Genomic DNA, 7,461 nt, shown 5'->3' with positions numbered 1-7,461 from the left:
CCCCGGGGGGTCGGGAGGATGGGGCGATGACGACCGACAGCGGGGCCGTGGGGGCACAGGGTGTCCGAGCCGAGTGGGGGGACGTGCCCGCGGGGGTGCGGGGAGAGGCCGAGGCACGCCTGGGGGCACGCGTCGCGGCGGCGGAGACGCAGGCCGGCGGCTTCTCGCCGGGCGTGGCGGCCCGCCTGCGGCTGACGGACGGGACGAGGGCGTTCGTCAAGGCCGTGACCTCGGCGGCGAATCCGGAGAGCCCGGGCATCCACCGGGCGGAGGCCGCGGTGGCCGCGGCGCTTCCCCGTGAAGTCCCGGCCCCGCGCCTGCTGGCCTCCTTCGAGCGGGACGACTGGGTGGTCCTGCTCTTCGAGGACATCGAGGGCCGCACGCCCGCACAGCCGTGGGACGCGGCCGAGTTGGAGCGCGTCCTGACCGCGGTCGGCGACCTCGCGACGCTGCTCACACCGTCCCCGGTGGAGGTCCCGCCCGTGGCGGAGGCGAACGCGGAGAACTTCCACGGCTGGCGCGCCCTGGCCGCCGAGCACGCGGCGGGCACCGACGACCTGACGGGCCTCGACCCCTGGGCCGTACGCCATCTGGCGGAACTGGCCGCGTTGGAGGCCGGATGGGCGCGGGCGGCGGCCGGAAAGACCCTGGCCCACGCGGATCTGCGGGCCGACAATCTGCTGCTCACCGCGGACGGCCGCGTCATGGTCGTGGACTGGCCGTGGGCCTGCCTGGCGGCGCCCTGGTTCGACCTGCTGCTGATGCTGCCCAGCGTGGGGATGCAGGGCGGACCGCCCCCCGCCGAGATCTTCGACCGGCACCCGGTGGCCGCGGGCGCCGACCCGGACGGCGTCACGGCGGTGCTGGCCGCCTTCGCCGGCTTCCTGCTCGGCCACGCGCGACGGCCCGCGCCGCCCGGCCTGCCGACACTGCGCCCCTTCCAGCACGCCCAGGGCGTCGTCGCGCTCGACTGGCTGCGGACCCGTACCGGCTGGTCCTGACAGCGGCGCGCCCTACCCTGGCCTTATGTCCCCTTTCGTGGTCGAGCGCCGCACCCCGCTGCCCGTCGCCGAGGCGTGGCGGCGGCTGACCGACTGGGAACGGCACACCGCCACCGTGCCGTTGACCCGGATCAGCGTGCTGACGCCGCCGCCCGACGGGGTCGGCACGGCCTTCGTGGCGCGGACCGGGCTCGGCGGTGCCGGGTTCGACGACCCGATGCGGATCGTGCGCTGGGAGCCGCCGGTCGACGGCGGCCCCGGATTCTGCCGCCTGGAGAAGACCGGCCGGATCGTCACCGGCTGGGCGGAGATCGACGTACGGCCGGACGACAGCGGTACGGGTACGGGTACGGGCGCGGATACCGGCTCGTGGGTGCGCTGGCGCGAGGAGCTGCGGGTGTGGCGGCTGCCGGGAGCGTTCGACGCGGTCACGGCGCGTACCGGACGGCTCGTCTTCGGCCGGGCCATGGACACCCTGCTGCGCGGGGAGTGAGGCGAAGACGGCCCGCGGGTACCGATGAGTTCCGCGCCGCGCACCGGTCTACCCCGGTGAAGCGCACGACCTTCCCGTGACACCGACCAGCGGAACGTAAGGCAGGCACCCATGTCCACGAAGATCTTCGTCAACCTCCCCGTGAAGGACCTCGACCGCTCCGTGGCCTTCTTCACCGCCGCCGGGTTCACCTTCAACCCGCAGTTCACCGACGACAACGCGACCTGCATGGTGATCAGCGACGACATCTACGCGATGCTGCTGGTCGAGCCCTTCTTCCGGACCTTCACCGAGAAGGAGATCGCGGACACCGCCACCACGACCGAGGCCATCGTGGCGCTGGGCCTGGACAGCAAGGAGCAGGTCGACCGGATCGCGGAGGCGGCCGTGGCCGGGGGCGGCACGGCGGCCAAGCGCACCGAGCACGAGAGCCCGATGTACACCCGGAGCTTCTTCGACTTGGACGGCCACCACTGGGAGCTGTTCTGGCTGGACCCGGCCCTCGCCCAGGGCTGACCCGCCCCTGGTCCAGGGCTGACCCCCTGGTCCAGCGGCCTGGTCACCGTACGGGCGGCGGCCCGCTGCTCTCGCGGACGACCAGCTCGCCCGCGACCTCCACCCTGGTCGACGCGGGCTGCTCCCCGCCGAGGAGCTGGAGCACCATCCGGGCGGCGAGCGCGGCCATGTCGGCGAGCGGGGTGCGTACGGTGGTCAGCCGCGGGGTGACCCAGTCGGCGAAGGGCAGGTCGTCGAAGCCGACGACGCTCAGGTCGGCCGGGACGCGCAGCCCGAGCGCGGCGGCGGCGCGGTAGGTGCTCAGCGCCTGCTGGTCGTTGCCCGCGAAGACCGCGGTCGGCGGGTCGGGCAGCCCCAGCAGGTCCAGGGCGTGCCGGTGCGCGGGCTCGTGGGTGAAGTCGCCGTAGCGGACGAGCGCCGGGTCGAAGGGCAGCCCGGCCTCGTCGAGCGCCGAGCGGTAGCCGTCCACGCGGGCGCGTGAGGCCAGCCGCTCCGGCGGCCCGCTGATGACGGCGATCCTGCGGTGGCCGAGCCCGATGAGATGGCGGGTCGCGGCCAGCCCGCCCGGCCAGTTCGTGGCGCCCACCCACGGCACTCCGGGCGCGGGCTCGTCGGCCGGGGCGATCAGCGCGAAGGGCAGGCCGAGCCTGCACAACTCCTCGTGCTGGGCGGGCATCAGCTCCGGCAGCACCAGGATCGCGCCGCGCGTGCGACGGGTGGCGAGCGAGTCCAGCCACTGCCGGGTGAGCCGGCTGCGGCCGTGCGTCGCCGACACCACCATGCCCAGCCCCTCGGCGTGCAGCGCCTCCTCCGCGCCCCGGATCAGCTCGCCCGCCCACGGGCTGGCCAGTTCGTTGATCACGAAGTCGATCAGGCCGCCCGCCGCCAGCGCCGTCGCCGCGGGGCGGTGCCGCGCGAGATACCCGTGCTGCTCCAGCAGCCGCTGGACCTTGGCGCGGGTCCTGGACGCCACGTCCGAGCGGTCGTGCAGCACCTTGGAGACCGTGGAGACCGACACCCCCGCCTGCCGCGCGATCTCGGCGAGCGTCGTCGTGCCTCCGCCGCCCGCGCCGCTGCCCGCGCCTGCGTCTGTGCCGCCGTCTGTGTCGCCGTCGGCTTCGCGCCCCGGTTCCGCCGCCGCCATCCTCTGCTCTCCCGCGCTCGCGCCCCCGGCGGCCGTACCGCCGTGTTGCCGGGCCACCTTTTGCGAAAGCTATCGCGAATCACCGCGGTCGCGGTCCCCGGACCCGGCGGCGGTCGGCGGGCCTGGCGGCGGTCCGCGGGCCGGGAGGCGGACGGCGGGTCCGGCGGCGGTCCGCGGGTTCCGTCACCGCCTTGACCCTCACCGAAGGTGAGAGCCCACCGTGAGGGCAGGGCGTACCGCACGCCGCGGAACCGGACGAGAGGACCTTCCATGAAGACGACTGGACCCTCCACGACAGAGCGCTGCGTCATCCTCGACATCGGCGGAGTCCTGGAGATCACACCGCCGACGGGCTGGATCGAGCGGTGGGACGAGCGCCTCGGCCTCCCGCCGGGCACCGTGGACCGCCGTCTCGACGACGTCTGGGAGGCCGGGGCGGTCGGCGCGATCACCGAGCCCGAGGTACGCGCCCAGGTCGGCGCCCGCTTCGGCCTCGACGCCCGCCAGGTCGAGTCCTTCATGTCCGACCTCTGGGCCGAATACCTCGGCGCCCCCAACACGGAACTCATCGACTACGTCCGCGGCCTGCGCTCCCGCTGCCGCCTCGGCATCCTCAGCAACAGCTTCGTCGGCGCCCGCGAACGGGAGACCGCCCGCTACCGCTTCGACTCACTGGTCGACGAGATCGTCTACTCCCACGAGATCGGCGTCTCCAAGCCCGACCCCCGCGCCTTCGCGCTCACCTGCGAACGCCTCGAAGTCCGCCCGTCGGACTGCCTGTTCATCGACGACCACGCCCCCAACATCGCCGCCGCCGAGACCGCGGGCATGCGCGCCCACCTCTTTACCGGCACCCCGCAGGCCGTCGCCCGCGTCGAAGCCCACCTGCCGGCGCTATGAGGTGCGGGTGTTGGTGAGGTGCGGTCCGATGTGGCCGATGTAGAGCAGGCCGGTGTTGGCGGTGTCGTCGAAGAAGTGCAGCCGCGGGGAGATGGTGCTGCCGCCGCCGATCCGTAGATGGGCCTCCATGTAGACCGCGCCGGAGGGATCGACGGCGCGGGGCACGGGGAGGGTGCGCTCCTTGCGCCAGGAGAGGTTGCGCCAGACGGTGTCGGACTCCTTCATCAGGACCTTGCCCGCGGGGAAGGGGTGGCAGCCGGAGGGGAGATCCTGGCACCAGGAGCGGAAGTCGCCGCGGGCGCGGCCGGCCACGGAGGCGGCGGCGAAGTCCTCGAGAGCCTGGAGCGCTTCCCAGCAGACGTTGACCCAGTTGGGCTTGGAACGGTCGTCGAGACCGGTCATCACCTTGGGGTCCCCGGTGAAGAGCAGGGTGGGGAACTGGTGGAGCCGGGCGTGGAGTTCGGTGAAGCTGCCGGGCAGCGCCTCGCTCTCGTCCTCCTCGACGGGGGCGAAGGCGGCCTCGTAGGCGCCGACTTGCTGGAGGCGTAACTGGAGCGCGCGGACCTGCTGTTGGGCGGCGCGGCGCTCGGCGTAGAACTCCTCGGCGAGCCAGTTGGCGTCGGCGAGGTCGTGCTGGAGCTCGCGGACCTGCTTGTAGCGGGCGGCCTCGGCCTCCGCCGCCTCGTCGAGAAGGGCGATCAGGCTCTCGTGGTCGGCGCGCAGGCGCGCGATCTCGTCGCCGTGCTCGGTGGACCGGGGCCGCGGGCGCTGGGCGTGCAGGCGGGCCAGCGGCTGGGGGAGCGGCATGCGGGCCGCCTGGTTGCGCGGCAGCGCGGTCAGCACGGTGGCGGCCCGTACCGGATCGGCCTCGACCGTGGCGCGGGACATCACCGGGTGCCGCTGCCCGTCGGCGGCCCACGCGGGGTCGACGCGCGGCATGTACGTACGGATGCCGCCGCCGAAGACCGGGTGGTGTTCGAGCGCCTTGTTGAACGCGGCCTGCGCCTCGCGGGTCAGCACGTACAGCACCGCGCGGCCCACGAGTTGGGTGAAGGCGCGGTCCACGACCTTCTCCAGCCACTCGTCGGCGTCGGTCCCGTACGGCACGCTCGCCACGACGATGGGCAGCCGCCGCTCCCGGTCGGTCAGCTCCTCGATCACCTCCTTCACGTCACCGGCGTAGATGAAGCTGGCGCGGGCGCGGATCTCGGCGATGCCGCTGTGCGTGTCCAGGGCGTCGAGTATCGCGTCGGCCAGCCGCGGCTTGGACGCGCGGATCTGCGGTATCTCCGCCGAGTCCGGCCGGTGTTCGACATCGAGCTGCACCCAGGTGCGGCCCGGATCGGCCATGTCGGTACGGACGATGAGCGTGGACTGCCAGGTCGCCCGCAATGCCGGCGGGCTCTCCCGCAATCGCCAGCGGCTGTGCGCGCCCTGCTGCCCCGAATCGGTGTCGCGGTCGAGCGTCACGTGCTCGGCTATCTCGTTGCGGCCGTCGTGCAGCGCCGTGACCGGATAACCCTTGGCGTCGGTGAGCCACTCCGCGACCAGCCGGTCGGCCGTCGCGGCGGCCGTGACGTAGTCCTGCTCGGTCCACACGACCATGCGGTACGCGGACGCGTCCACGCAAGTCCCCCCTCGGTGGGCTGATCGATCTTCAAGGGGAGGCTAGAAGAGCGCGGTGTCACGGTGATAGGGGGCACGCCGTCCGGCCGGGCCGTACGGACTGCCCGATCCGGGGCGAATCGGGTCCACGGCCGTTGGGCGTCACACCTCCGCTGCCCCGGTGGCCTACGCGAGCGCCGCCCGCAACTCCCTTGTCGTGGGCGGGTTGGCGCCGGGCCGCGAGACGGTGAGCGCGGCGGCGGTGCCCGCGTGGCGCAGCACATGGGCGAGGGTCGCCTTGTCCAGGGCGCCGAGCGCGGGACGGGCGGCGGCGCCGGTGAGGCCGAGGCCGGTGAGGGCGTCCAGCGTCGCGGACATGAAGGAGTCGCCCGCGCCCACGGTGTCGGCGACCTCGGTCCGCACCGGCGCGCCCGTCACCTCGATGTCACGGGTGAAGGCGGCGGCGCCCTCCCCGCCCATGGTCACGAAGACGACGGCGGGCCCGGCCGCCAGCCAGCGCGCGGCGACCGCCGCGACCGGCTCGCCCGGATACAGCCACTCCAGATCCTCGTCGCTCGCCTTGACGAGGTCGCTCAGCGCCACGCACCGCTCGACTCCGGCGACACCCTGCTCGTGCGTGCCCATCAACTCCGGCCGGATGTTGGGGTCGTAGCTGACGGTGGCGTCCGCGCGCAGCCGCGCGGCGAGGTCCACGGTGGTGGCCGCGCCCGGCTCCGCCACGGCGGCGATCGACCCGATGTGGACGTGCCGGAGCGCGGCGGGCGGCTCGACGGGCCCGAGCGTCCACGCGATGTCGAAGTCGTAGCGCGCCGCGCCCTGTTCGTCGAGCGTGACCACCGCCGTCGGCGTGCGGACGTCGTGCCGGCCGTCTGCGAGCAGGTGTACGCCCGCCGACCGCAGGTGGTCGGTGATGAGCTTGCCCGAGGGGTCGTCGCCGAGCTGCGTGAGGAGCGCGGTGGCGTGGCCGAGGCGGGCCAGCCCGTACGCCACGTTGGCCGGACTGCCGCCGGGATGCGGCACATCGGGCTGTCCGGGGGTCCGGACGATGTCCGCTACGCACTCACCGATCACCAGGAAGTCGCTCATGGGCCACATGCTGCCGTATCGCGGTCCCGCCCGGCGACCCCCCGTCCCCGTACGCGATCACGCGGGCGGTCCCCTGCCGGTACGCGGCCGGAGACCGTCTGCCGCGGCGGGCCCGACCGCCCTACGCTGGTGGCGGCGGCCCCGCGGATGAGCGGGGCGGCGGACGAAGGGGGGCTCCGTGGACGCGGAGTTGGCGGCACTGGCCGCGTCGGGCGCGACGCAGGTGGTCACACTGATGGCGTCCGACGCCTGGACACAGGTACGGGACCGGCTGGCGCGGTTCCTCGCACGCGGCAGCGGCGGCAGCGCCGGGGCGGCGGCCGAGGACGGTACGGCAGCCGACGACGGTACGACCGGGGCCGCCGCACGCGCCGGGGACGAGACCGCCGCTCTCGACGAACTCCAGCTCTCCCGCGCCGAGTTGACGGCCGCCAGGGACTCGGGGGACGCGGACGCCGCCGCCGACATCGAGGCGGGCTGGCGCACCCGGCTGCGCCGCGTCCTGCGGGACGACCCGGCCGCCGCCGCTGAACTGCGGCTGCTGCTGGAGGAGTTGGCCCCGGCGGCCGGCCGTGGCTCGGTCAGCGTCGTCAACAACACCGTCAACGGCGGGGTGTTCCACGCCCCGGTCATCCAGGGCCGCGACATCAGGAGCACCACCGTCCACGGCGGCGGCCCGACGACTGCCTGACGGC

The 7,461-nt window shown here is 74.1% G+C and carries 8 protein-coding genes; 5 read left to right on the top strand and 3 right to left on the bottom strand.

The genetic code is table 11. The features are described from left to right. The first annotated feature begins 26 nt into the window (after window positions 1-26). The 3 genes from ACFZAM_RS21940 to ACFZAM_RS21930 all read left to right on the top strand — a co-directional run bounded on the left by ACFZAM_RS21940 (window position 27) and on the right by ACFZAM_RS21930 (window position 2,010). Window positions 27-1,001: a phosphotransferase gene (locus tag ACFZAM_RS21940; protein WP_391048401.1), complete on the top strand. Its 975-nt coding sequence runs from the start codon at window positions 27-29 to the stop codon at window positions 999-1,001. A gap of 25 nt (window positions 1,002-1,026) precedes the next feature. After that, window positions 1,027-1,494, top strand: coding sequence for an SRPBCC family protein (locus tag ACFZAM_RS21935; RefSeq protein WP_391048398.1), 468 nt, complete (start codon window positions 1,027-1,029; stop codon window positions 1,492-1,494). A 111-nt stretch (window positions 1,495-1,605) separates the two neighbouring features. Further along, window positions 1,606-2,010, top strand: a complete 405-nt coding sequence (locus tag ACFZAM_RS21930) for a VOC family protein (protein ID WP_391048396.1) — start codon at window positions 1,606-1,608, stop codon at window positions 2,008-2,010. Between the two features lie 43 nt (window positions 2,011-2,053). Here the strand turns inward: ACFZAM_RS21930 and ACFZAM_RS21925 are convergent, their stop codons facing one another. Beyond that, window positions 2,054-3,154 (bottom strand): substrate-binding domain-containing protein, encoded by a 1,101-nt coding sequence (locus tag ACFZAM_RS21925; RefSeq protein ID WP_391048393.1) that lies wholly within the window; start codon window positions 3,152-3,154, stop codon window positions 2,054-2,056. Between the two features lie 270 nt (window positions 3,155-3,424). Between ACFZAM_RS21925 and ACFZAM_RS21920 the strand changes: the two genes are divergently transcribed. Beyond that, window positions 3,425-4,054 carry an HAD family phosphatase gene (locus tag ACFZAM_RS21920; RefSeq protein WP_355333240.1) on the top strand — a complete coding sequence of 210 codons (630 nt, stop codon included), beginning with the start codon at window positions 3,425-3,427 and terminating at the stop codon, window positions 4,052-4,054. Here the strand turns inward: ACFZAM_RS21920 and ACFZAM_RS21915 are convergent. Together ACFZAM_RS21915 and ACFZAM_RS21910 are read right to left on the bottom strand one after the other, a co-directional pair. After that, entirely contained in the window at window positions 4,049-5,680 is a 1,632-nt protein-coding gene (locus ACFZAM_RS21915; protein WP_391048391.1) for a hypothetical protein, read from the bottom strand. The genes ACFZAM_RS21920 and ACFZAM_RS21915 overlap by 6 nt on opposite strands. A gap of 165 nt (window positions 5,681-5,845) precedes the next feature. Continuing rightward, on the bottom strand, window positions 5,846-6,766 hold the full coding sequence (locus ACFZAM_RS21910; protein WP_391048389.1) for a PfkB family carbohydrate kinase: 921 nt from the start codon (window positions 6,764-6,766) through the stop codon (window positions 5,846-5,848). A gap of 178 nt (window positions 6,767-6,944) precedes the next feature. On the opposite strand from ACFZAM_RS21910, the gene ACFZAM_RS21905 reads away from it, so the two are divergent. Continuing rightward, on the top strand, window positions 6,945-7,457 hold the full coding sequence (locus tag ACFZAM_RS21905) for a hypothetical protein (protein WP_391048387.1): 513 nt from the start codon (window positions 6,945-6,947) through the stop codon (window positions 7,455-7,457). The last annotated feature ends 4 nt before the right edge of the window (window positions 7,458-7,461 follow it).

This window comes from Streptomyces sp. NPDC008079 (genome assembly GCF_042957385.1).
Taxonomy (GTDB): Bacteria; Actinomycetota; Actinomycetes; order Streptomycetales; family Streptomycetaceae; genus Actinacidiphila.
This window is presented reverse-complemented; position numbering and strand designations above follow the sequence as displayed.

Excerpts from the sequence above, each read along its gene's own strand:
- ACFZAM_RS21940 (WP_391048401.1), top strand. The coding sequence starts at position 27 with ATGACGACCGACAGCGGGGCCGTGGGGGCACAGGGTGTCCGAGCCGAG.
- ACFZAM_RS21935 (WP_391048398.1), top strand. The coding sequence starts at position 1,027 with ATGTCCCCTTTCGTGGTCGAGCGCCGCACCCCGCTGCCCGTCGCCGAG.
- ACFZAM_RS21930 (WP_391048396.1), top strand. The coding sequence starts at position 1,606 with ATGTCCACGAAGATCTTCGTCAACCTCCCCGTGAAGGACCTCGACCGC.
- ACFZAM_RS21925 (WP_391048393.1), bottom strand. The coding sequence starts at position 3,154 with ATGGCGGCGGCGGAACCGGGGCGCGAAGCCGACGGCGACACAGACGGC.
- ACFZAM_RS21920 (WP_355333240.1), top strand. The coding sequence starts at position 3,425 with ATGAAGACGACTGGACCCTCCACGACAGAGCGCTGCGTCATCCTCGAC.
- ACFZAM_RS21910 (WP_391048389.1), bottom strand. The coding sequence starts at position 6,766 with ATGAGCGACTTCCTGGTGATCGGTGAGTGCGTAGCGGACATCGTCCGG.